Below are 21990 nucleotides of genomic sequence, written 5' to 3'. Positions count from 1 at the left end.
TGTTTCACTGCTCCGAAAGATAGGGAGCTTCGGTGGCATTTCAAGCGTGGAAACGCCGGTTTTGATGCAGATTTGCGCCAAAACAAACGGCGGCGCGCCTACTGGCTACGCCGCCGTCCCAAGTGAGCCGAAGCCGTCCTGGCTATCGCATCAGTTGGGCACCGATACCGTCGCCACGCCGCCCGACACGCTCACCGAGATGCGGTCGCCCGCCGCCGGTGTGCTGGTGAAGTTCGGCACGTTGGCCGCGTTGATGGCCGGTGCAGCACCGGGCGTGCCACCGCGCGGGGTGGTGCGCACCACCTGCGAAGGCGGCAGCGGCGTGCCGTTCTTCAGGTTCGCGTACATGGCGTCCAGCGCGCGCTGCTCATACAGCACCAGCGGCACGAACAACGTGTCGTAGCCGGGCACCAGGTCGATGAAGCCGTCGAAATGCTGCGCGTTCATCACCTCGATGTACGACAGCTTGCTCGAGCCACCCTCCACCTTGGCATTCAACCCCAGATACGGCCGCGAACCATGGTTGACCGGCAGCAGCGCGTCGTTGCGGCCCTGCACGATCAGCGCCGGCTTGCCCTGCAGGTTGCCGGTACGCAGCGTCTGCCGGATGCCGGCCTGCAGCGATTGCGAAGCCGCATCGGCGCCCGTCAGCAGGTTGCGCAGGCACAGCGCGCCATCGAGGTTGGCGGCTCGTGTGCCGGTGGAGTCGACCGACTGGTTGCTCCGCGTCGGGCCACCTTGGGCGTTGTTGTTGACGAGCTGCACGCCGGAAGTGGGCGGAATGCCGTTGCCAACCGCCGCCATCTGCGCGAGCGCCGTGGCGCTCACGGCGGTCGGATGGAACGACGCGTCGGTTGCCGCGAAGCTCAATCCGCACAGGTTGTCGGTCACGCTGGCGCGCGAGAGTGCGTTGCCAAAGGTGGTCGCCACCGATGGGTCGATCTCGTAGAACGACATCGACGCATGCACCAGGTCCGACTCCGGTTCCCAGCCGTAGGTGCGCATCTTCTGAAGCGCTTCGTCGGCCTGGGCAGCCGCCGTGGTGGACGTCAGGAGCCCAGCCGCCTTGAGCGCAGCGCAGCGATTGGCCTGCACACCTGCCGGGAACGTCGTGAGGCTCGTAAAGAACGCCTGCGCGGGTGCGGTGGCAACGCTCGCAGACGACGCCGCGCACAGCCGGAATACATTGGCAAAGCTCACGTAGTCGAACAGCGGTTTGCCAGTCGTCGGCAGCGTGGTGCCGCCGCGCACGACCTGCACACCGGTGTTGGGCGGCAGGTTCAGGCCGGGCTCGCCGACGGCCACCCCGTCGATCCACCCGCCGGTGTCCTGCTCGGCCGCTGCGATGGCCGCCCCGCCGCCGTTGGAGATGCTCGACGCGATGACGATGGTGTTGTCCGGACGGACCGGCAGAGCGCTGCCGACCAGCGCACCGCTCGTCCCAGCGATCTTGTCGTTGATCGCCCAGAACGCGAACTGCACGGCTTGCAGCGTGAACAGGCCCCAATCCTTCTCTGGGTTGCGCTGCGAATGCGCATGCTTGAACGCCAGCCGGTTCGGCGTGGCCGCATTGAAGGCAGCCAACTGGCTGCTGGTGAGCGGCGCAGCAAAGTGCGCGTTAGACCCGGCGGCGCTGCGCGTGGTGCGCGTGCCGTCCTGCAGGGCGACGGTGTCCGTAGCCAGGTCGTGCGGGCCGGCGCCGGTGCCCTTGTCGGTATAGGCGACGGCGCACTTGCGTTTGAGGCCCCACTCGCCGGTGGAAATCGCGCCATAGATGCCGCGCGAGCCCGACGAGGTGGCGGTGATGATGCAGGGGTTGTTGACGTCGAAGCTGTCCGGAATCTGCACGAGCAGCACGACGTTCTGCTGCCCTGTGCCGTCGTCGGAGTACGTCACGTATTCGGTGCCGGCGATCATGCCGGAGCCCTGCGTGACGTTGCCGCTCGCGTCGACGTTCGGGCCATAGAGCGTGCCGTAGCCGCCCTTGGCCGCCGTATCGACCAGCGCGCGGTAGTTGGCGTAGATCGCCAGGCGGCGCAGCTCGGCTGCCGTGGGCGCGGTGGGGTTGGCGATGGCGGGCGCGGTGGCCGATGCCAGGCCGCTTGCGCCCAGGCCGGCGGTCAGCAGGTCGTCCGATACGCCGTCGTACCGCGTGACGGTCACCTTGCCGGCAAAGGCGGGCTTGGTATTGCCCGGCACGTTGTTGCCGTCATTGCTGCCGCCGCAGGCGCTCAACACGCCGCAGCCGGCCAGCAGCACGGCTCCGACAGCGATGAGGTTGCTTGGCGAGACGTGCCTTCGCAGGCGCGCCGTTCGGGTTGGTTTCATTGCGTCTCCTTCTCGTTATGGTTGGAACAACACAAAGCAACCCGCGGCGGCCTTCGATACTGCACGTCCCTAGTGGACGTCCGGACGTCCCTAAGCCACCGCAGGCACTACCAGTATGTGAACCCAACTTCTCATTCGCAACTCAATTGGCGCGACCGCCCTTGCGATCAACTGAACGTGCGCACCGTCCAGAGTCCCAGCATGGTGAGGAACAGCGAGCCGCCCAGATGCGCCACGATGTGCAGCGCGCCCATGACATGGTCGCCGGCCAGGATGTTGGCGACCACCTCGCTTGAAAACGTCGAGAACGTCGTCAGCCCGCCCAGAAAACCGGTGATCACCAGCAAACGCCATTCCGGCGGCAGCCCCGCGTGCGTATCGAAAAATCCGACCGCGATGCCGATCAGATAGCCACCCACAAGATTGGCTGCCAGCGTGCCGTACGGCAAGGCCGGATTGATGGCGTTCAACAAGACGGCGAGCGCCCAGCGCAACCAGGCTCCCAGCGCAGCACCTACCCCAACTGCCAGAAAGCCCATTCCGCTCATGCGGTCGCGTCCTTGTTATTCGTAGTCGTTGGGTTGCGCCGATACGCCGGGCTGATCGGCCGTGCTTGTCGCGGCGTTGTTGGAAGCAATGCCCCAGCGGGCAAGCGCCTTGTCGTCCGTAACGCGTGCATCGACCCAGCGCGCGCCCTGGGGCGTCTGTTCCTTCTTCCAGAACGGCGCCTCGCTCTTGAGGTAATCCATGATGAATTCGCACGCGGCAAAGGACTCGCCGCGGTGCTTGGACGCCACCGCCACCAGCACGATCTGATCTTGCGGCTTGAGCTTGCCAACGCGGTGGATGACGAGTGCGTCGATCAGCTCCCAGCGCTGCATGGCCGCGCTCACGATGCCGGCGAGCGCCTTTTCGGTCATGCCGGGATAGTGCTCCAGCTCCATCTCGGACACACCGGTGCCGTCGTTGATGTCGCGTACGGTGCCGATGAAGCTGGCTACCGCGCCAATGTTCGGACGGCCGGCGCGGAGCGCTGCAATCTCGGCGCCGAGGTCGAAGTCGGCTTCCTGTACGCGGACGGACATGGTCGGTCTCCTGCGCTCAGCCGCCAGTCACGGGCGGGAAGAAGGCGACTTCGCAGCCGTCGTGCACGGCGGTATCGGCCGGCACGATCTGGTGGTCCACCGCCATGCGCAGCGCACGACCTTCGGCCAGGGTTTCGCCCCAGACCGGACCGCGCTGCGCCAGCCAGCGACGCACATCGCCCACGGTGCACACGGCCTCCGGCACGACCACCTGCTCCTGCGAGGTTCCGAGTTGTTCACGCACGCTGGCAAAGAAACGAAGCTCGATCTGCATGGCCATCGCTCCTTACACCAGGCCTGCAAACGGCAGGAAGCTGACAACATCGCCCGGCGCGATCGGCTGGTTGGGCGGGTTGTCGATCAGGCCATCGCCCCAGACGGTGGAGGTCAGCACGCCCGAGCTTTGATTGGGGAACAGGTCCAGCCCGCCGCCCGTGTTGATGCGCGCACGCAGGAACTCGTTGCGGCGATCGCCCTTGGGCAATGCAAAGTCGGCGCGCATCGGGATGCGCTTGGGGGCCACGTCTTGCACGCCCTGCAGGCGCAGGATAAACGGCCGCACGAACAGCAGGAAGGTGACGAAGCTCGACACCGGGTTGCCCGGCAGGCCAATGAAAAACGCGGTCGGACCACCCACCATGCCTTCGGGCCGGCGCACCTCGCCAAAGGCCAGCGGCTTGCCCGGCTTGATGGCGATCTGCCAGAGATTCAGGCGCCCTTCGGCTTCCACCGCCGGCTTGATGTGGTCTTCCTCCCCCACCGACACGCCACCGGAGGTGATGATGAGGTCGTGCGCCTCGGCCGCTTCGCGCAGCGTGTCGCGCGTGGCCTGCAGCGTGTCGGGCACGATGCCGAAATCGGTGATGTCGCAACCGAGGTTTTCCAGCAGCGCGCGCAGCGTGAAGCGGTTGGAGTTGTAGATGGCGCCGGGCTTGAGCGGCTCGCCGGGCATGGCAAGTTCGTCGCCGGTAAAGAACACGGCCACGCGCGGGCGGCGCACGACGTGCAGATTGGCGCGGCCGACCGAAGCGGCCAGGCCAAGTTGCTGCGGGCCAAGGCGCGTGCCGCGCGGCAGGATCTCGGCGCCGTCGGCAATGTCCTCGCCGGCGCGGCGGATCCACTCGCCCGATGCAGGTACGTGGTCAATGGTGACGGTGCCCGAGTCAGGGTCAGCCTTGCATTGCTCCTGCATGACCACCGCATCGGCGCCCGGCGGGATCAGCGCGCCGGTAAAGATACGCGCCGCCTCGCCTGCATTCAGCGGCTGGCCGACATGACCGGCGGGAATGCGCTGCGCCACCTTCAGGCGCGTGCCCGGCGCGGTGATCTCGGCGGCGCGTACTGCGTATCCGTCCATTTGCGTGTTGTCGGCCGGCGGCACGTTCAAGCTGCTGCGCACGGCCTGCGCGAGAACGCGCCCGTTGGCGTGCAACGTCGACACGGTTTCGGTCTCGTGCAAGGCGCGCACTGCGGCAAGCAGTTGCGACAGCGCCGCATCGAGCGTCAGCAAGGACGGTTTGACGGCGGGAGCATCGTTGGCGGACATGCGGGAATGGGAAAGCGGAATCGAACGGGAGATTTCGATTGTATCGGTTCCAGGCCGATGCCATGCATCAGCCCAGGCGTATCAAGCAAATGCTTCTGCCAGCGCCGCCCGCAGCGCCGGCACGATGTGCGCGTCAAACCACGGATTGTGTTTGAACCAGGCCAGATTGCGCGGGCTTGGATGCGGCAGCGGAAACAACACGCGGCCGTCAGCGTCATGCGCAGGCCCGTTGCGCACGACGTCGGTCAAGGTCCAGTCGCGCGGCACGTCGAGGTAGTTGCGCTGGGCATACGTGCCCACCAGCAGCGTGAGCCGCACCTCGGGCATCGCCGTCAGCAGCGGCCGGTGCCATCTGGGTGCGCATTCCGGGCGGGGCGGCAAGTCGCCGTTCGCGCCGGTGCCCGGAAAGCAGAAACCCATCGGCACCACGGCGATGCGCCTGTCGGCATAAAAATCGTCGTACGAGATTTGCAGCCACTGGCGCAGGCGGTCGCCCGAGCGGTCGTTCCAGGGGATACCGGTTTCGTGGACGATGCGGCCCGGCGCTTGCCCGATGATCAGGACACGGGCGCGGCGGTCCGCGACGACAACAGGGCGAGGCTCGTGCGCCAATGCGCCCTTGCACTCGCGGCAGGCGCGGATATCGTGCAGGCAGCGCGCAAACGCTGCTCCGGCCACGTCATCCGGCACTGCTTCCATCGCTTCAGAGACCGGTGTGCTGGGCGATGTAGCCCTTGATGCGGTCAACGTCGGCCGGCATGACTTCAAAGCGCTGCGGCAGCGACTCGATATCGGCGTAACCAGCCGGGCGCTCCGGCTCCCGGTCTAGCGCTTCGCGAATGGTGTCGCCGAACTTGGCCGGCAACGCCGTTTCCAGCACCACCATCGGCACGCCCGGCGTCAGGTTCTCGCGCGCCACCTTCACGCCATCGGCGGTGTGGGTGTCGATCATCGTGCCGTAGGTGGCAAACACATCGCGGATCGTATCGACGCGGTCGTCGTGCGAGCTGCGGCCCGAGACAAAGCCGAACTCGGCGATGCGGTCGAACTCCGGCTTGCCGGTCATCGAGAAGCCGCCCTTTTCGTCGACGTCGCGGAAGAGCTGGGCGAGGCGCGCCGGATTACGATCCAGCAGGTCGAACACGAAGCGCTCGAAGTTCGACGCCTTGCTGATGTCCATGCTGGGGCTGGACGTGTGATACGTCTGCGCGGCCGAACGCACGCGGTACGTGCCGGTGCGGAAGAACTCGTCGAGCACGTCGTTCTCGTTCGTGGCAACGACCAGCTTGTCGATCGGCAAACCCATCATGCGCGCGATGTGGCCGGCGCAGACATTGCCGAAGTTGCCCGACGGCACGCAGAACGACACCTTGTCGCCGATCTTCGGGGCCGCCAGCAGGTAACCCTTGAAGTAGTAGACGACCTGGGCAACAACGCGCGCCCAGTTGATTGAATTGACCGTGCCGATCTTCTGGCGCGCCTTGTAGTCGAGATCGTTCGACACCGCCTTGACGATGTCCTGCGCGTCGTCGAACACGCCTTCGATGGCGATGTTGAAGATGTTCTTGTCTTGCAGGCTGAACATCTGCGCAGTCTGGAACGCGCTCATCTTGCGGTGCGGGCTCAACATGAACACGCGCACGCCGCGCTTGCCGCGCATCGCGTATTCGGCTGCGCTGCCCGTGTCGCCGGAAGTCGCACCCAGGATGTTCAGTTCAGCGTGTTCACGGTCGAGCGCGTATTCGAACAGGTTGCCCAGCAGCTGCATCGCCATGTCCTTGAAGGCCAGCGTCGGGCCATTCGAAAGACACAGCAGCGAGAGCGACGTGCCGCCCTCTTCGCCCAGCTTGTGGAGCGGCGTGATGTCGGCGGTATTGTCGCCAGCGCGCGCGTTGCAGTAGACGTCGGGTGTATAGGTGCGGCGGGTCAGCGCACGCAGGTCGTCCTCGGGAATGTCGGTGGCGAACTTGCGCAGGATTTCGAACGCGAGGTCAGCGTACGGCAGGTCGCGCCAGCGGGTCAGTTCGTCAACGCTGACCTGCGGGTATTGCTCCGGCAGGTACAGGCCGCCGTCCGGCGCCAGGCCGCCCAACAAGATGCGGGAAAAACTTTGCGGCTCTGCGTGGCCGCGGGTCGATCGGTATTGCATGCTCGTGTCCTGCGCTCAGTTCAGTTCTTCCATGCGGATGCGCGTGACCTTCGACAGCACGGTCGGCAACGCTTCGATGGCGGCAATGGCGGCGTTCACGCGTTTTTCGACCGTCACATGCGACAGCATGATGATGTCGGTCTGCGGCTCGCCTTCGCGGGATTCCTTCTGCAGCATGGCGTCGATGGAGATGCCGCCTTCGGCCAGGATGCGCGTGATGTCGGCCAGCACGCCGGTCTCGTCGGCCACGCGCATGCGCAGGTAATAGCTCGAGCGCACTTCGTCGATCGGCAGCACCGGCGTGTCGGACAGCGCATCCGGCTGGAACGCCAGATGCGGCACACGATGTTCCGGGTCGGCCGTGTGCAGGCGCGTCACGTCCACCAGATCGGCGACGACGGCCGAAGCGGTCGGCTCGGCGCCGGCGCCCTTGCCGTAGTACAGCGTCGGGCCCACCGCATCGCCGTTGACGACCACGGCGTTCATCGCGCCTTCCACATTGGCGATCAGGCGCTTGGCCGGCACCAGTGTCGGATGCACGCGCAGCTCGATGCCCGCCTCGGCGCGGCGCGTGATGCCCAGCAGCTTGATGCGGTAGCCCAGTTCTTCGGCGTAGCGGATGTCGACGGCTTCCAGCTTGGTGATGCCTTCCACGTATGCGCGCTCAAACTGCACCGGCACGCCAAAGGCGATGGCGCTCATGAGCGTGAGCTTGTGCGCGGCGTCAAAACCTTCGATGTCGAAGGTCGGATCGGCCTCGGCGTAGCCCAGGCGCTGGGCTTCCTTCAACACGGTGTCGAAATCCAGGCCCTTGTCACGCATCTCGGACAGGATGAAATTCGTGGTGCCGTTGATGATGCCCGCGATCCACTCGATGCGGTTGGCCGTCAGACCTTCGCGCAGCGCCTTGATGATGGGGATGCCACCGGCCACGGCGGCTTCGAATGCCACCATCACGCCCTTGTCCTGCGCGGCCTTGAAGATTTCATTGCCATGCACGGCCAGCAGCGCCTTGTTGGCTGTCACAACGTGCTTGCCATTGGCGATGGCACGCAGCACCAGCTCGCGCGTCAGGTCATAGCCGCCGATCAGCTCCACGACGATATCGATCTCGGGCGAATCCACAATCGCAAACGGGTCGTTCACCACCGGCACGGTCGCACCGGCTTCCTGGACGATGGCACGGGCCTTGTCGAGATTGCGCACGGCAATCATGGCGACTTCAATGCCGCGACCCGCGCGACGGCGGATTTCTTCCTGGTTCCGTTGCAGAACCTTGAGGGTACCGCCACCGACGGTACCGAGCCCGAGCAGGCCGATCTTGATGGGATTCATGAGACGTGTCGTAGAAAAACGAAAAAGCGGAGAAGCAAAAAACACACAGGGCAGACGCCTCGGTCTGCCCCGCAGTGACTGGTCTGGCGGAAGACCGATCCTATGCGGCCCGGATGCCAGTACCGTGACGCTGACGGTACCGCTCCAGGAAGCGCGCAATTCGGCCGATCGCTTCACGAAGGTCGTCTTCGTGCGGCAGGAATACGATGCGGAAGTGGTCTGGCGAGTGCCAGTTGAAGCCTGTGCCCTGCACCAGCAGCACGCGCTCTTCTTCCAGCAGTTGGCGGATGAAGGTCTGATCGTCTTCGATCGGGTACACGGCCGGGTCCAGGCGGGGGAACATGTACAGCGCAGCCTTGGGCTTCACGCACGTCACGCCGGGGATCGCCGTGATCAGTTCGTGCGCCAGGTCGCGCTGACGGCGCATGCGGCCGCCCGGCGCCACCAGGTCTTTGATGCTCTGGTAGCCGCCCAGCGCGGTCTGGATCGCCCACTGGCCCGGCACGTTGGCGCACAGACGCATCGACGACAGCATGTTCAGGCCTTCGATGTAATCCTTGGCCGGGCGCTTGTCGCCGGACACGACCATCCAGCCCGCGCGATAACCGCACGAGCGGTAGCTCTTCGACAGGCTGTTGAACGTCACCGTCAACACGTCTTCCGACAGCGAGCCGATCGCGGTGTGCTTGTTGTCGTCGAACAGAACCTTGTCGTACACCTCATCGGCGAAGATCACCAGGCCGTGCTCGCGCGCAATGGCAACGATGCCGAGCAGCAGTTCGTCCGAATACAGCGCGCCGGTCGGGTTGTTCGGGTTGATGACGACGATGCCCTTGGTATTGGGCGTGATCTTGGCGCGAATATCGTCCAGATCCGGCATCCAGCCGTTGGCTTCGTCGCAGGTGTAGTGCACCGGCGTGCCGCCCGACAGGCTGGTCACGGCGGTCCACAGCGGATAGTCGGGAGCCGGCAGCAGCAATTCGTCGCCAGCGTCAAGGAGCGCGTTGGTGGCCAGCGAAATCAGCTCGGACGCGCCATTGCCCAGATAGATGTCGTCCAGCGCGACGTTCTTGATGCCCTGTTCCTGCGTGTAGTGCATCACCGCCTTGCGCGCCGCGAAGATGCCTTTCGAATCCGAATAGCCGGCCGAATTCGGCAGGTTACGGATCATGTCCAGCTGGATCTCTTCCGGGGCATCGAAACCGAATGGGGCGAGGTTGCCGATATTCAGCTTGATGATCTTGTGGCCGTCTTCTTCCATCTGCTTGGCCTTTTCGAGCACGGGGCCGCGAATGTCATAGCAGACGTTATTGAGCTTGGCGGATTTCTGGATCGTTTTCACGGGCAAGGCGGCGATGGGCGACGTTGAACGGGCTTGATCTACGGGCATTCTGTGGCACAGCACAGCGGCGACGGTAACGCCACACGCAGCGGCAGGCTCCGCTGCGCTTGTTCCTTGCCGGGCATCGCTTATGGCGCGGCGGGCGAAGGAGAGAAAAAGATATAATTTAGCCCATTATGACAGACTTAGGCGGGCATTTTTGCAACGCAGCGAAGCCTGCTCAAACGTATGAAAACCTAGCGCCGTTGGCAGCATGCCGCCGCATGCGCCGCAGTGGTCGCGCCCGATGGGATTCCCGCCTTGAAGCTCCATTCCTCCGATTCGTCCACCATTCTCAATACCGTTACCGGCTATGGCGACGGCTATATCGAAATCAACAAGGTGCGTTACGAGCACTCCGTGCTGGTAATGCCCGAAGGCGCGGTGGTGCCGTGGGACCTTGCGCGTTTTGAAGACCTGACGCCCGAGCATTTCGCCCGCCTACTCGAGCTGGGCGCCGAAGTGGTCATCTTCGGAACAGGCAACAAGCTGCGCTTCCCGCACCCGCGCCTGACGGTGCCGCTTACCGAGAAGCGCATCGGCGTAGACGCGATGGACCTGCAGGCCGCCGGCCGCACGTACAACATCCTGATGCTGGAAGGCCGCAAGGTGGCCGCCGCCCTGCTGATCGAGCGTGCCTGACCGCATGCCGATCGACCGCTCTGCTCAAGCGCCCACCCTGCCCTGGCGCAATGCCTCCCTGTGGCTGCTGGCTGCTGCGTTGCTCGCCATCTGGCTCGGTACGTTGGGCTATCGGCACCTGATTCCCACCGACGAAGGCCGCTACGCCGAAATTGCGCGCGAGATGTTCGTCTCCGGCGACTGGGTGACCATCCGCTACAACGCTCTGAAGTATTTTGAGAAGCCGCCACTGCAGATGTGGGGCACTGCACTTGCCTACACGCTGTTCGGCATCGGCGACTGGCAGGCGCGGCTGTTCACCGCGCTTTCCGGCATCGTCGGCATTGTTTTCACGATGCTGGCGGCGGCGCGCTGGTGGGGCAAGCGGACGGCGATCATCAGCGGGCTGGTGCTCGTGAGCGCGCCCCTGTGGAACGTCGGTTCGCACTTCAATTCGCTCGACATGGGCGTGGCCGGCTGCATGACGATGGCGCTGGGTGCGCTGCTGCTCGCGCAGCATCCGGATGCCACCCGCGCCCAACAACGCGGCTGGATGTGGGCCTGCTGGGCGTCGATGGCGCTCGCGGTGCTGAGCAAGGGCCTGATCGGCGTGGTGCTGCCAGGCTTTGTGCTTGTGGTCTACACGCTGATCGCGCGCGATTGGGCCCTGTGGAAACGATTGCATCTCGTGACCGGGCTGATCATCTTCTTTGCCGTGGGCGCGCCGTGGTTTGTGTTGATCTCGATGCGCAACCCCGAATTCGCCTGGTTCTTCTTCGTGCACGAGCACTTCCAGCGCTTCACGTCGACCGTGCACAACCGCAACGCGCCGCTCTGGTATTTCGTTCCTCTGCTGGTCGCCGGTTTCCTGCCTTGGCTGGCACAATTGCCCGGCGCCGCGCGCCTGACCATGGCACGCGCCGAAACCGCGAGCAACGGCTTCCGCCCGACGCTGGTGCTGGGCCTGTGGGCCATCCTGATCTTCGCGTTTTTCAGCATTTCGGACTCGAAGCTGCCGGGTTACATCTTCCCGATCATTCCCGCGCTGGCGATTCTGGCGGCCTTGGTGCTCGAGCACACCAGCGAGCGCGCATGGCGCTGGCAACTCAAGGCCTTCCTGGCACTCGCACTGGTTGGCCTTGCGGCCAGCGGTTACGTGGCAACCATGTCGTCGGACATGTACCCGAACGCAGTGTTTTCCCGGTTTGCGATGTTCCTGGCTGTGGCGTTCCTGGCGGGAGCAGGGTTCACGTGGCTCGCGCTTCGCCTGGCGGACCGGCGCTTCGAGAGCGTGGCGGCATTTGCGTGCGCGTGGTTCCTGACATTTACGGCGGCGATGTTGGGCCACGAAGCGTTCGGGCGCTCCATGTCAGGTATCGATCTCGTACCGCCCGTCAAGGCGTGGCTCAAGCCGGACGTTCCGTTCTATGCGGTGGAGCGTCTGGACCATACAATGCCGTTTTACCTCGGCAGGGCCACCATCATGGTGCAGGAACCCGACGAATTGGCCTTTGGCGTCGAACAGGAGCCGGCCAAGTGGGTTTCGACCACCGAAGCGTTCGTGGCCCGCTGGAAAGCCGGCGGCCAGGCTGTCGCGATGATGGGACCAGGCACCTATGACCGGCTGACAGCCCAGGGCGTACCGATGATCGTGATCGCCCGCGACGCCCGCCGTGTCATCGTCCGGCGCAACTAGGTTTTACCGCCACGGATTCTCGAAAGGGGCGCGCGAGCGGAATTGTCGTAACATGCGCCCCGGCGGCGGGATTGAGAACATTCGTACGGGGAAACCGCCGCAGTCTGCAAAACATCAAAAGAACACATGAATCTGGTCACTTTCGGGCTGATCCTGACGGGCGTCATGCTCAATGCCTGCGCCCAACTGCTGCTCAAGGCGGGCGTCAACAACATCGGCCGCTTTGCGTTTTCGGCTGACAACATCCTGCCGATCGGCATCAAGCTTGCAACGCAGTGGCCCATCATTGGGGGGCTGTCGTGCTACGTCATCTCGGTGGTAGTGTGGATTCTCGGCCTCTCACGCGTGGATGTGACCATTGCGTATCCGATGCTGTCGCTGGGCTACGTGGTCAACGCCTTCCTGGCGTGGTATCTGTTTGGCGAAGTGCTGTCGGTGCAGCGCCTGATCGGCATCGCGATCATCCTCGTCGGCGTACTTGTGCTGGCACGCTCGTGAGCCGATGCGCCCACCCCCAGCACCCAACCTTATTCAAGTCATGACGCAAACCACCGCCACTGCCGAACTCCCGTTCCTGCCCTTCGTGCGCCCGACCATTGACGAGGCGACCATCGCCGCCGTGGCCGATGTGCTGCGCTCGGGCTGGATCACCTCGGGCCCCAAGGTTGCCGCATTCGAAGCCGGGCTGTCGGAATACTTTGGCGGCCGCATCGTCCGCACATTCGCCAACGGCACGGCGACGATGGAAGTTGCGCTGCGCATCGCGGGCATCGGCCCCGGCGATGAGGTGATTACCACACCGATCTCGTGGGTCGCCACGTCCAACGTGGTGCTGACGGTCGGCGCCAAGCCGGTCTTCGTCGACATCGACCCGGTGACGCGCAACATCGACCTGGACAAGGTCGAGGCCGCCATCACGCCGCGCACCAAGGCCATCATTCCGGTCTATCTGTCGGGGCTGCCCGTCGACATGGATCGCCTGTATGACATCGCCCGCCGCCACAAGCTGCGCGTGGTGGAAGACGCCGCACAGGCCATCGGATCGCGCTGGGGCGACAAGCGCATCGGACAGATCGGCGATCTCGTCAGCTTCAGCTTCCAGGCCAACAAAAACATCACCACCATCGAAGGCGGCGCACTCGTCCTGAACACGCCTGAAGAAGCCGTGCTGGCCGAAAAATATCGCCTGCAAGGCGTCGTGCGCACCGGCTTTGACGGCATGGAAGTCGACCTGGTGGGCGGCAAGTTCAACCTGACCGACGTGAATGCGGTGATCGGCCTGGGACAGTTTGCTCAGCTGGAAGCCGTGACTGCACGCCGCGCTGCGCTGGCCCGCCGCTACTTTGCCGGCATGCGTGCAGCCGACATCGAGTCGTTCGGCGTCGAACTGCCGGTGGAAAACTTTACGAACACCAACTGGCACATGTTCCAGATCGTGCTGCCGCTGGATCGCCTGAAGGTCGATCGCGCCGGTTTCATGGCCGGCCTGAAGACGCTGGGCATCGGCGCGGGCGTGCACTACCCGCCGATCCACCTGTTCAAGCTCTATCGCGAACTCGGCTGGAAGCCGGGCATGTTCCCGGTGGCCGAGCGCATTGGCCGTGCCATCGTTACGCTGCCGATGTTTGCCGGCATGGAAGATTCCGATGTGGATCGCGTGGTCAGCGCGGTCCGCCAACTTTGCGCCCAGTACCAATAATCCAATAATGAAGACACCCGCTCTCTCGGTCGTCATTCCTGTTTACAACGAAGAAGACGGGCTCGCCGCGCTGTTTGCGCGTTTGTATCCCGCACTCGACGCGCTCGGCATGTCGTATGAGGTCGTGTTCGTCAACGACGGCAGCCGCGACCGCTCCGCCGCCATGCTGGCCGAACAGTTCCGCGCGCGTCCGGACAGCACACGTGTCGTGCTATTCAACGGCAACTACGGCCAGCACATGGCCATCCTGGCCGGCTTCGAACATGCGCGCGGCGAACGCGTCGTCACGCTCGATGCCGACTTGCAGAACCCGCCGGAAGAAATCGGCCGCCTGGTCGAAAAGCTCGACGAAGGCTACGACTACGTCGGCACCATCCGCCGCGTGCGCCAGGACAGTTGGTTCCGCCGCACCGCGTCGCGTGCGATGAATTCGCTTCGCGAGCGCATCACGCATATCAAGATGACCGACCAGGGCTGCATGCTGCGCGCCTACAACCGCACCATCGTCGACACCATCAACCGCTGCCGCGAAGTCAACACCTTCATCCCTGCGCTGGCCTACACCTTCAGCAAGAACCCCACCGAAATCGAAGTCGACCACGAAGAGCGCTTCGCGGGCGAGTCGAAGTACTCGCTGTACAAGCTCGTACGCCTGAATTTTGACCTCGTGACGGGCTTCTCGGTGGTACCGCTGCAATGGTTCTCGGCGATCGGGATGCTGCTGTCGTTCGCCTCGGCGGTCCTGTTCATCCTGCTGGTGGTACGGCGGTTCGTCCTGGGCGCTGAAGTCCAGGGCGTGTTCACGCTGTTCGCCATCACGTTCTTCCTGATGGGCGTACTGCTGTTTGGTATCGGCTTGCTGGGCGAATACATCGGCCGCATCTATCAACAGGTGCGTGAGCGCCCGCGCTATCTGGTGCAGGGCGTGCTGGAGGAAACCTCCCATTTGCATGAAGCAGGCGCTGCCGATCTGAAGACGGGCTCGCAGCGAGGTGTTGCATGAGTTCCGACATCAAGCGGCGCGCCGTCGTTTTTGCGTATCACAACGTCGGGGTACGCTGCCTGCGCGTGCTGGTGGCCCGCGGCATCCAGGTCGAACTCGTTGTCACGCACGAAGACAACGCCACCGAGAACATCTGGTTCGGCAGCGTGCGCGCGACCGCACAAGAACTGGGTATCCCGTACATCACGCCGGACAATGCAAACGGTGATGATCTGCACGCCCGGATCGCCGCCATCGCGCCGGACTTCATCTTTTCGTTCTATTACCGGCACATGATCCCGATGCGCTTGTTGAGCCTCGCCAAATTTGGCGCATTCAACATGCATGGTTCGCTGCTGCCTAAGTACCGCGGCCGCGTGCCCATCAACTGGGCGGTACTGCACGGCGAGACCGAGACCGGCGCCACCCTGCACGAAATGGTCGAAAAGCCGGATGCCGGTTACATCGTGGACCAGACCGTCGTGCCGATCCTGCCGGACGACACCTCGCACGAAGTGTTCGAAAAGGCCACTGTGGCGGCCGAGCAAACCCTGTGGCGTGCGCTTCCCGCGATGATTGCCGGGCACATTCCGCAGCACCCGAACGAGTTGGCCAACGGCAGCTATTTCGGCGGCCGCAAGCCCGAAGACGGCCGGATCGACTGGTCCAAACCGGCCCAGCAGGTCTATAACCTGATCCGTGCCGTGGCGCCGCCCTACCCTGGCGCCTTTACGGACGCCGGCAGCGAGCGCTTTGTTGTCGCTCGAGCCCGTCTGGCGCATCAAACCTTTACGAATTTGCCGCCGGGCCTGCACGTCGTGGATAATGCGATGTTCGGCGTGTGCGGCGATGGGGGAGCCATCGCCATCCACGAGCTCTGGCGCGTTGAGCCTCAAGCTGCCAGCGGAACGTCTGTCGTGACTGCGCAGCAGCTCGCCAGCCAGCTCGCCCTCTCCTGATCTTGAGTTTGCCTTCATGAAAAAAGTACTGATCCTCGGCGTCAACGGCTTCATCGGCCACCACCTGTCCAAGCGCATCCTGGAGACCACCGATTGGGAGGTCTATGGCATGGACATGCAGACCGAGCGTCTGGGCGACCTGGTCAACCACCCCCGCATGCATTTCTTCGAGGGTGACATCACCATCAACAAGGAGTGGGTCGAGTATCACGTGAAGAAGTGCGACGTGATCCTGCCGCTGGTGGCCATCGCCACGCCGTCGACCTACGTCAAAGACCCGCTGCGCGTGTTCGAGCTGGACTTTGAAGCCAACCTGCCGATCGTTCGCTCCGCTGCCAAGTACGGCAAGCACCTGGTCTTCCCGTCGACCTCCGAGGTCTACGGCATGTGCAGCGATTCGGAATTCGATCCAGAAGCCTCGCCGCTGGTCTACGGCCCGATCAACAAGCCGCGCTGGATCTACGCCTGCTCCAAGCAACTGATGGACCGCGTGATCTGGGGTTACGGCATGGAAGGCCTGAACTTCACGCTGTTCCGTCCGTTCAACTGGATCGGCCCGGGCCTCGACTCGATCTACACCCCGAAGGAAGGTTCATCGCGCGTCGTGACGCAGTTCCTCGGCCATATCGTGCGCGGCGAGAACATCAAGCTCGTCGACGGCGGCAGCCAGAAGCGCGCCTTCACGTATATCGACGACGGCATCGACGCGCTGGTGCGCATCATCGCCAACAAGGATGGCGTGGCCTCGGGCAAGATCTATAACATTGGCAACCCGTCGAACAACTACTCGGTGCGCGAGCTGGCCAACATGATGCTGGAACAAGCCGCCCAGATCGACGAGTACAAGGACACCGCCAAGCAGGTCCAACTCGTGGAAACGACCTCCGGCGCTTACTACGGCAACGGCTACCAGGACGTGCAGAACCGCGTGCCGAAGATCGCCAACACCATGGAAGACCTCGGCTGGAAGCCGACCACGGTGATGAAGGACGCGCTGGCGAACATCTTCGAAGCGTATCGCACGCACGTGGCTGAAGCCCGCAGCCTGGTCGAAGACGGCAACGGCAACAAGTAAAAGCCGCATCTCAGTCGCACCTTCCGCGCAGGTTCATGGCCCTCATCGTCCTCAAGATTGACGTCGACACCCTGCGCGGCACCCGCGAAGGCGTGCCCAACCTCGCGCGCATGCTGCGCGAGCACGAAGCTGGGGCAACCTTCCTTTTCAGCCTCGGCCCGGACCACACCGGCTGGGCGCTGCGCCGGGCCTTCCGCCCGGGCTTCCTGAAAAAGGTTTCCCGTACATCGGTGGTCGAGCATTACGGCCTCCGCACGCTGATGTACGGCGTGCTGCTGCCCGGCCCCGACATCGGCCGAAAAGCCGCTGCCGAAATGCGCGCCATTGCCGAGACAGGTTTTGAGACCGGCATCCACACGTGGGATCACGTGCTCTGGCAAGACAACGTGCGCCAGCGCGATGCGGGCTGGACCGCCCGGCAGATGACCGCCGCCCACGCGCGTTTCATCCAGGTATTCGGCAAGCCCCCCGTGACGCACGGCGCTGCGGGCTGGCAGATGAACGACCACGCCTTCCGCCAGATCGACAACTGGGGCATGGCCTACGCCTCCGACGGCCGGGGCACGCATCCGTACATCCCGAGCATCGACGGCAAAGCGCTGAACCATGTGCAATTGCCGACCACGCTGCCCACGCTGGACGAACTGATTGGCGTTGAAGACATCACCCTCGACAACGTCGCCCGGCACATCCTGAAGATGACCGAGTCCGACCGCGACCAGATATTTACCTTGCATGCGGAACTTGAAGGGCAGAAACTCGCCCCGATCTTCCGCGAGTTGCTGCGAGGCTGGCGCGCGCAGGGCCATCGGCTGGGGTCGATGGGCGATTACTACGCAACGCTGGATCGCAGTACCCTGCCCGTGCAGCCCGTCACGTGGGGCGAAGTTGCTGGGCGCAGCGGCAGCCTGATCGTCCAACCGGCCTGATCCTCACGATCTCCGGTCGGGCGGCGGGCGCAGTGCCTGAGCATTGCCCGTCCACAAGCTTCCCGTCTCTTCCCTGCGGTTTTCCGGAACACACCATGCCCGTCACGATCGACAAGCCTCTTCCCGATTTCTCCGCACCGGCAACCAGCGGCATCACGTTCTCACCGGCATCGCAGCGCGGCAAGATCGTCGTGCTGTATTTCTATCCGAAGGACAACACGCCCGGCTGCACCACCGAGGCGATGAACTTCCGCGACCAGTACGACGCCTTTGAAGCCGCCGGCGCCGTGGTGTTCGGCATCTCGCGCGACAGCCTGAAATCGCACGAAAACTTCAAAGCGAAACTCGAAATGCCGTTCGAGCTGATTTCCGACACCGACGAAGCCGTCTGCAATATCTTCGACACGATCAAGATGAAGAAGATGTACGGCAAGGACGTGCGCGGCATCGAGCGCAGCACATTCCTGATCGATAGCAAGGGCGTGTTGCGCAAGGAATGGCGTGGCGTCAAGGTCCCCAACCATGTGGACGATGTTCTCGCGGCGGTGCGCGCGCTGTAACTGCAGGTAGCGCCAGCTCTTGGCGAAGCGCCCCCCAACCCATCCGGGCGGTAGCTTCCCGCCGATTTCGCAACACCCGTCGTGACCAGTTTGCGCCGCACCACACGTCACATGTGACCGATTGCAAATCACAAACGCTTCCGATACAGTCGGAACCGATGAGTACGAAATCCGGATGCCATTCCGATAGCCCACGACGGTACCGGCGGCCAAGTTGGCCTGATACCGCTTCTGCGTTTTTCCCGGCAAACAGGCCGGGCAGGACGTCCGAATCGTGCAGCTTGTCGTGGCGTTCACCTAGGCCGCCCCACCTCTCGCAGGTCATGGCGGCTTTTTTGTGGCCGTCGTCCGTGCATCAAACTTTGCGACGCGCCCATCCGTTTTCCTGCGCTTTCCGCCAGCACCGTCTCGCCATGTGCGCGGGCGGTGTTTCGTCGTTGTTCCACCCAGAGAGGTAATCGAAGCATGCCGCTGCCGACCATGCCCACCCAGCCAGCCCAATTGCTTGACCCGGCTGAATTCAAGCCTTTCGGCAAAGCCGGAAAGCCGAAGGCGGGTCAGGAACCTCGAAAACCGGTGCCAGCGCTCGAGCGCGAGGCGTTATCAGAAACCGGCCGTGCGCAACCTAAACGCAATGCAGCCACCCCGGCCCGCGCCCGCTCGGGCGAAGCTTCCCCCATGGCGAAAGAGGGCACACGCGAACACGCCGGCATCCTCGCCAAGGCGGTTGACAAGGTGAGCGCAGCCGGCAAATCGACCGAAACCGCTGCCCGCCGCCGCACCCGCCGGGATGAGGGCCCCACCAAGCTATTTGTGCTCGACACCAACGTGCTGATGCACGATCCGACCTCCCTCTTCCGTTTTGAAGAACACGACGTCTATCTGCCGATGATGACGTTGGAAGAGCTGGACAACCACAAGAAGGGCATGAGCGAAGTCGCGCGCAATGCCCGCACGGTGAGCCGCACGCTCGACCAGCTTGTGGCGGGCACCGATGGCGTCATGGACGACGGCCTGCCGCTCGCCAAGCTCGGCAACCGCGATGCGCAGGGGCGCCTGTTCTTCCAGACGCGTCTGAATGACATCAAGCTGCCCGACGGTCTGCCGCAGGGCAAGGCCGACAATCAGATCCTGGGCGTGGTGGCCGCATTGCAGCAGCAACGTCCGGATCGATCCGTCGTGCTGGTGTCCAAGGACATCAATATGCGGATCAAGGCGCGCGCCCTCGGCCTGCCGGCGGAGGACTACTTCAACGACCGCGTGCTGGAAGACACCGACCTGCTCTACAGCGGCATCATGGCCCTGCCGGCCGACTTCTGGCAAAAGCACGGCAAGAACATCGAGAGCTGGCAGGACCCCAAGACGGGCACGACGTTCTACCGCTTGTCGGGCCCGCTGGTGCCGTCGTTCCTGGTCAACCAGTTTGTCTTCCTTGAACCGAATGACGGCAGTCTGCCGCTGTATGCGCAAGTCAAGGAGCTGAACGGCAAAACCGCCGTGCTGCAGACGCTCAAGGACTACACGCACCAGAAGAACAACGTCTGGGGCGTGACCGCGCGCAACCGCGAGCAGAACTTCGCGCTGAACCTGCTGATGCATCCCGAGGTGGACTTCGTTTCGCTGCTCGGTCAGGCCGGCACGGGCAAGACGCTGCTGGCACTGGCAGCAGGCCTTGAGCAAGTTCTGGATCAGAAGCTCTACAACGAGATCATCATCACGCGCGCCACGGTGCCTGTGGGTGAAGACATCGGCTTCCTGCCCGGCACGGAAGAAGAAAAAATGCAGCCCTGGATGGGCGCCTTCGATGACAACCTCGAAGTGCTGCAGAAGTCCGACGACAATGCCGGCGAATGGGGCCGTGCCGCCACGCAGGAGTTGATCCGCTCGCGCATCAAGGTCAAGAGCATGAACTTCATGCGGGGCCGCACCTTCGTCAACAAATTCCTGATCATCGACGAGGCGCAAAACCTGACGCCCAAGCAGATGAAGACGCTGGTCACGCGCGCGGGCCCGGGCACCAAGATCGTCTGCCTGGGGAACATCGCGCAGATCGACACGCCGTATTTGACTGAAGGCTCGTCGGGCCTGACCTATGTGGTGGATCGCTTCAAGGGATGGAGCCACAGCGGGCATATCACGCTCGCGCGCGGCGAACGCTCGCGGCTGGCAGATCACGCATCGGACGTGCTGTAAAAATCACGCGGCGACATACCTGTCTGCCGCAAACCGTTGTGCCATCAGGCCACGCGATTGCGTGGCCTTTTTTTTGCTGCATCTCCCGCACCTCTCTTTTTCTACCCTGATGGAGGCCAATGATGCCCATGCAGCAGAACCTGCAGACCCGATCGCGCTTGACCCTGACGTCGGCCGCGCTGGCCATGATGCTGACCGCCGGCGCATCCATTGCGCTCGCCGACGACCTCACGCCAAAGACCGCCGGCCAGATCAGCTACATCTGCGGCGGCGTTGCACAGGACGAACAGCAAGCGCTGAACAGTGAGGCGCGCAACTACAACCTCTCTCTGCTGTTTACGCAAGGCGCGCGCGGCGAGTATCTGGCCGACGTCGACGTCCAGCTCATGCGACACGGCAAGGAGGTCGCAAGCTTCCGCGCCGACGGCCCGCGCTGTCTGATCAAGGCACCGCCGGCCAGCTACAACGTCATCGCCACATACCAAGGCACCACCAAGCGGGCGACGGTGCAGACGGGCAGCACGCGCAACGTCCAACTACGCTGGTAAACCTGCCCGCAAAGCGCGACGCCATCAGGGCAAAATTCGCAGACCCGCGCCCTGCTTGGCGTTGCGCCTCGCCAACACGCAGTTTGGCTTTCTGACGCGGCGCGCATAGCATGCTCGCTATCCGGACTCTCCTGATGGCCAATGCTCACGCGGCACAGCTTTCCCCACGGCAACATGCGACTGGCAGGCGCCGCCCTGCTGGCGCTGGTGTGCCTGCTGTCCGCATGCTCCTCGACCCCGACCCGCTCCACCGCCTCGCGCGATACTGGCCTGCGCACGCGCGGTGCCTCGATCCAGGATCCGAGCGCCGGTCTGGAAGAAATCTCGATCGAAGCCATGGCGCTGGTCGGCACGCCCTACCGCTACGGCGGCAATACGCCCGACAGCGGCTTCGATTGCAGCGGACTGGTGCGCTACGTCGTGCAGCGCGCCGCTGCCGTGAACCTGCCGCGCACCGCCGCCGAAATGGGTCGCCGCGGCACGTCATTGGACCGCCGCGACGTTGCATCGGGAGACCTCGTCTTCTTCAACACGACGGGCCAACCCAATTCGCACGTGGGCATCTACGTTGGCCAGAACCGGTTTGTTCATGCACCAGCGACCGGCGGCACAGTGCGACTGGAAGACATGACCAAGTCGTACTGGGCCAGCCGCTATGTGGGCGCACGACGCGTCGTCGCCGTGAGCAACCTGCCCGACTCACCAGCGCCGACCGCACCGATGACGCCGGCACCGGCCAGCCCCGCTCGCCCGATCGATGATGATCCGCTCGGTACCCTTGCCCGCGCGCGCGATGCTCAAGCCGATAGCCTGATGTCGACGCGTGGGCCAGCCACTGCAACGACTCCCGCAGAAGACGACCCCATCGCTCGCTTCGCCACGCAATAGCTCACGCCGCGCTCGC

The 21990-nt window shown here is 63.9% G+C and carries 21 protein-coding genes; 12 read left to right on the top strand and 9 right to left on the bottom strand.

The features are described from left to right. Nucleotides 1-150: 150 nt before the first annotated feature. The 9 genes from AAHM38_RS11185 to AAHM38_RS11145 all read right to left on the bottom strand — a co-directional run bounded on the left by AAHM38_RS11185 (nucleotide 151) and on the right by AAHM38_RS11145 (nucleotide 9785). On the bottom strand, nucleotides 151-2328 hold the full coding sequence (locus AAHM38_RS11185) for a 3-hydroxybutyrate oligomer hydrolase family protein (RefSeq protein WP_116575801.1): 2178 nt from the start codon (nucleotides 2326-2328) through the stop codon (nucleotides 151-153). A 167-nt stretch (nucleotides 2329-2495) separates the two neighbouring features. Further along, on the bottom strand, nucleotides 2496-2876 hold the full coding sequence (gene crcB, locus AAHM38_RS11180) for a fluoride efflux transporter CrcB (RefSeq protein ID WP_012761837.1): 381 nt from the start codon (nucleotides 2874-2876) through the stop codon (nucleotides 2496-2498). 15 nt (nucleotides 2877-2891) lie between these two features. Then, a complete protein-coding gene (locus AAHM38_RS11175) occupies nucleotides 2892-3413 on the bottom strand; it encodes a molybdenum cofactor biosynthesis protein MoaE (protein ID WP_065857800.1) in 522 nt (173 codons plus the stop codon). A 16-nt stretch (nucleotides 3414-3429) separates the two neighbouring features. Further along, nucleotides 3430-3687 carry a molybdopterin converting factor subunit 1 gene (gene moaD / locus AAHM38_RS11170; RefSeq protein ID WP_116575838.1) on the bottom strand — a complete coding sequence of 86 codons (258 nt, stop codon included), beginning with the start codon at nucleotides 3685-3687 and terminating at the stop codon, nucleotides 3430-3432. Between the two features lie 12 nt (nucleotides 3688-3699). Beyond that, a complete protein-coding gene (locus AAHM38_RS11165; protein WP_116575802.1) occupies nucleotides 3700-4959 on the bottom strand; it encodes a molybdopterin molybdotransferase MoeA in 1260 nt (419 codons plus the stop codon). Between the two features lie 81 nt (nucleotides 4960-5040). Continuing rightward, on the bottom strand, nucleotides 5041-5658 hold the full coding sequence (locus AAHM38_RS11160) for a uracil-DNA glycosylase family protein (RefSeq protein ID WP_065857796.1): 618 nt from the start codon (nucleotides 5656-5658) through the stop codon (nucleotides 5041-5043). Between the two features lie 4 nt (nucleotides 5659-5662). Further along, nucleotides 5663-7108, bottom strand: a complete 1446-nt coding sequence (thrC, locus tag AAHM38_RS11155) for a threonine synthase (protein ID WP_116575803.1) — start codon at nucleotides 7106-7108, stop codon at nucleotides 5663-5665. A gap of 15 nt (nucleotides 7109-7123) precedes the next feature. Further along, nucleotides 7124-8443 (bottom strand): homoserine dehydrogenase, encoded by a 1320-nt coding sequence (locus tag AAHM38_RS11150; RefSeq protein ID WP_116575804.1) that lies wholly within the window; start codon nucleotides 8441-8443, stop codon nucleotides 7124-7126. 100 nt (nucleotides 8444-8543) lie between these two features. Continuing rightward, nucleotides 8544-9785, bottom strand: coding sequence for a pyridoxal phosphate-dependent aminotransferase (locus tag AAHM38_RS11145; protein ID WP_116575839.1), 1242 nt, complete (start codon nucleotides 9783-9785; stop codon nucleotides 8544-8546). Between the two features lie 300 nt (nucleotides 9786-10085). On the opposite strand from AAHM38_RS11145, the gene AAHM38_RS11140 reads away from it, so the two are divergent. The 12 genes from AAHM38_RS11140 (at nucleotide 10086) to AAHM38_RS11085 (ending at nucleotide 21974) form a co-directional block, all read left to right on the top strand. Then, nucleotides 10086-10466, top strand: coding sequence for an Mth938-like domain-containing protein (locus AAHM38_RS11140; protein WP_037028697.1), 381 nt, complete (start codon nucleotides 10086-10088; stop codon nucleotides 10464-10466). Between the two features lie 4 nt (nucleotides 10467-10470). Next, nucleotides 10471-12141, top strand: a complete 1671-nt coding sequence (locus tag AAHM38_RS11135) for a glycosyltransferase family 39 protein (RefSeq protein WP_116575805.1) — start codon at nucleotides 10471-10473, stop codon at nucleotides 12139-12141. A gap of 126 nt (nucleotides 12142-12267) precedes the next feature. After that, complete coding sequence (locus tag AAHM38_RS11130) at nucleotides 12268-12639, top strand: SMR family transporter (protein ID WP_004626520.1); 372 nt, start codon at nucleotides 12268-12270, stop codon at nucleotides 12637-12639. A gap of 40 nt (nucleotides 12640-12679) precedes the next feature. Beyond that, nucleotides 12680-13840 (top strand): DegT/DnrJ/EryC1/StrS family aminotransferase, encoded by a 1161-nt coding sequence (locus tag AAHM38_RS11125; protein WP_116575806.1) that lies wholly within the window; start codon nucleotides 12680-12682, stop codon nucleotides 13838-13840. A 7-nt stretch (nucleotides 13841-13847) separates the two neighbouring features. Continuing rightward, on the top strand, nucleotides 13848-14843 hold the full coding sequence (locus tag AAHM38_RS11120; protein WP_116575807.1) for a glycosyltransferase: 996 nt from the start codon (nucleotides 13848-13850) through the stop codon (nucleotides 14841-14843). An 8-nt stretch (nucleotides 14844-14851) separates the two neighbouring features. Continuing rightward, nucleotides 14852-15781: a formyltransferase gene (locus tag AAHM38_RS11115; RefSeq protein WP_165835786.1), complete on the top strand. Its 930-nt coding sequence runs from the start codon at nucleotides 14852-14854 to the stop codon at nucleotides 15779-15781. Nucleotides 15782-15797: 16 nt separating this feature from the next. Next, complete coding sequence (locus AAHM38_RS11110) at nucleotides 15798-16856, top strand: bifunctional UDP-4-keto-pentose/UDP-xylose synthase (protein ID WP_012435402.1); 1059 nt, start codon at nucleotides 15798-15800, stop codon at nucleotides 16854-16856. Nucleotides 16857-16891: 35 nt separating this feature from the next. Next, complete coding sequence (locus AAHM38_RS11105) at nucleotides 16892-17785, top strand: 4-deoxy-4-formamido-L-arabinose-phosphoundecaprenol deformylase (RefSeq protein ID WP_116575809.1); 894 nt, start codon at nucleotides 16892-16894, stop codon at nucleotides 17783-17785. A gap of 95 nt (nucleotides 17786-17880) precedes the next feature. After that, nucleotides 17881-18345 (top strand): peroxiredoxin, encoded by a 465-nt coding sequence (locus AAHM38_RS11100; RefSeq protein ID WP_065857779.1) that lies wholly within the window; start codon nucleotides 17881-17883, stop codon nucleotides 18343-18345. A 465-nt stretch (nucleotides 18346-18810) separates the two neighbouring features. Beyond that, nucleotides 18811-20538, top strand: a complete 1728-nt coding sequence (locus tag AAHM38_RS11095; RefSeq protein ID WP_009238322.1) for a PhoH family protein — start codon at nucleotides 18811-18813, stop codon at nucleotides 20536-20538. Between the two features lie 122 nt (nucleotides 20539-20660). After that, nucleotides 20661-21086, top strand: a complete 426-nt coding sequence (locus tag AAHM38_RS11090) for a hypothetical protein (RefSeq protein WP_116575840.1) — start codon at nucleotides 20661-20663, stop codon at nucleotides 21084-21086. A gap of 141 nt (nucleotides 21087-21227) precedes the next feature. Then, complete coding sequence (locus AAHM38_RS11085) at nucleotides 21228-21974, top strand: C40 family peptidase (RefSeq protein ID WP_116575810.1); 747 nt, start codon at nucleotides 21228-21230, stop codon at nucleotides 21972-21974. The last annotated feature ends 16 nt before the right edge of the window (nucleotides 21975-21990 follow it).

It is taken from the genome of Ralstonia sp. OTU4908 (assembly GCF_038440115.1).
Lineage (GTDB): Bacteria > Pseudomonadota > Gammaproteobacteria > Burkholderiales > Burkholderiaceae > Ralstonia > Ralstonia pickettii.
This window is presented reverse-complemented; position numbering and strand designations above follow the sequence as displayed.